Below are 2,472 nucleotides of genomic sequence, written 5' to 3' on the forward strand. Positions count from 1 at the left end.
GAAGAATTTAATGTTTCATCTCGTTACGTACCAATTATGCTTATTACAATTGGTGAATCAACTTTAAAAGGTCACCCTGCACCGCGCATGAGCGTAGAACAAGTAAGTGTTATCATTGTATCACAATTGTAACAAAAATACACGGTTATATTTCAATGCTTTAACAAATTTCGACACAAAACGCCATATTTGTTTATCGTGATAGCGTAAAAATTACAATTTCTCTATGTGTAGATGTCGAATAATACATTGTAATATTACGGATGTGTGACAGAATATAAAAAAACGAAGGTAATGAAATTACCTTCGTTTTTATTATTTCGCCCATTCACTTACTTGTTCTACGCTCATGCGCGGTGCAGGGTGACCTTTTAAAGTTGATTCACCAATTGTAATAAGCATAATTGGTACGTAACGAGATGAAACATTAAATTCTTCCATTAGTGCTTGTGGGTTGAAACCACCAATTGCGCAAGTATCCCAGCCAGTTGCTTTAGCAGCAAGCATAAGTTGCATTGCTGCTAAAGCAGCATTTGAAAAGGCAGCATCTCTTGGGAATTGCTCACGAGCATATGCAGATTCAATGTTTTTAGCTAAGCGTTCTTTTGCTTCTTCTTTCATAAATCCTTGTTCTACGATTGGACCATAAACGGGTTCAACGTTTTTATAAGCTTCTAAATCACCTAAAATAGCGACTACTGCAGAAGCATCAAGAATTTGTTGTTGGTTATAAGCAATTGGATGTAATCGTTTTTGTACATCTTCGCCTTGGAAAACAAGGAATTTCCAGTGTTGCAGGTTCCAAGCAGAAGGTGCTTGAGCAGCTGCTTTTAAAATTTCGTGTAATTCTGTAGATGAAATTTCTTTTTCGGGGTTGAATGCACGTGTAGATGTGCGTTCATATAAAACGTTAAAAAAGTCACTGTTTGTCATTATATATCCTCCAAATTACATATCAGCTTAATTTAAAATACATGTAATATATTCTACTTACATTTTGTAAGTTATTGAATTTAAGAATATAATAACTTTATTTTAATTGTCAAGTTTTAAGTGCTAAGGAGGGCATTCATACAAACGATACAATTCCTACAATCATACACTAAAAAAGGAATTTATTGAGTAAAAAGGCGAAGATAACATTCTCAATTAGCTTGTTAATATGTATCCCTCACTAATCGAATTTTTTTGAGAACAATCTTTTATAAAATGATTGTGAGGAATTCAGTAAAACAAGATATATGAAGTGAGTGAAGACTAGTGATGAACATACTACATTTTTTATTAGAGAATACTGTTTTCCAAAATGTATTACAAGATCTTCAGTTGAATGTCCTTTATATAGAAGATGGATGTACACATCAACAAACGATAGAAAATGTCCATCCAAAATGTATGTTTATAGCAAATAGTTTTGAAGAAGGAGAAATATTGTTTCATCGAACTAGACCGCATATTGTAATTATGTATGTAACAGATTTTGCTCAAATAAAATATATAAAGAATATATATGATTCGCGGAGTACATTCATTATCATTTGGGATCAACAGATAAACAATGAGTTTGCAGATTTACTAATGTTAGGAATACGTAATATTGTTATAGCACCAGTAACCCCACAAGTGGTACTAGAGGAAGTGAATAAGAGTTTATATCAACTTTCTTTAGTGCGGCAAGTAGGTTTACAACAAGAATTGCTTCAAACGATGTTTGATTTTCAAAATGATTTATTATTTATAGTAGAAGATGATGAGATTGTTGATTGTAATACGAATTTTTTACAATTCTTCGGATATGATAATTTATTTACGTATCGCGAACAACATTTAGTGTTTGCAGAACATCTTATTAGAGAGAACGGATATTATTCGACGACTCACGATATAACATGGTTGGATGATACTTTATCAAATGGAAGAAGAATTAAAATGTACAATCATGAAGGAGAAGCATTGACTTTTCTATTACGTGCGATACCATTACCAGAAGACTTATCGCGATTTATAGTAAAATGCACAGAGATTACAGAATTAGATGAAATCTATCAAGAGCAAGAAAGACTTGCAATGATAGATTCATTGACAGAAATATATAATCGTTTGAAATTCCAACAAATATTGGAGAAAGAGTGGGAGAATGTAATACGTAACGATGAAAAAATAGCACTTATTTTGTTTGATATAGATAATTTTAAATCAGTAAATGACACATATGGTCATGATTTTGGCGATTTAGCATTAGTACAGCTTGCAGATCTTATGAAATCTAAAGTTGAAAATCAACATATATTTGCAAGGTGGGGAGGAGAGGAATTTATAATATTAGTGACAAATACGGTAGAAAAAGAAGCCTTTCAAGTTGCGGAGTCATTACGATTTTTTATTGAAACAAAGCAATTCTCTGGAATTTCGAAATTAACAGCGAGTTTTGGAGTTGCGTTACATGAGAATGGGATTACTAAAGAAGAATTA

At 32.2% G+C, this 2,472-nt stretch carries 2 protein-coding genes; one reads left to right on the forward strand and one right to left on the reverse strand.

Annotated features, from left to right (window positions below; translation table 11 throughout):
* Nucleotides 1-315: 315 nt before the first annotated feature.
* The gene (locus AC1DTM_RS22850) at nt 316-933 is read right to left on the reverse strand and encodes a nitroreductase family protein (RefSeq protein WP_002122167.1); all 618 of its coding nucleotides are present in this window, start codon (nt 931-933) and stop codon (nt 316-318) included.
* A 330-nt stretch (nt 934-1,263) separates the two neighbouring features.
* Between AC1DTM_RS22850 and AC1DTM_RS22855 the strand changes: the two genes are divergently transcribed.
* A partial coding sequence (locus tag AC1DTM_RS22855; protein ID WP_477000952.1) for a GGDEF domain-containing protein occupies nt 1,264-2,472 on the forward strand: 1,209 nt, incomplete at its 3' end.

It is taken from the genome of Bacillus sp. P4_D3 (assembly GCF_056401855.1).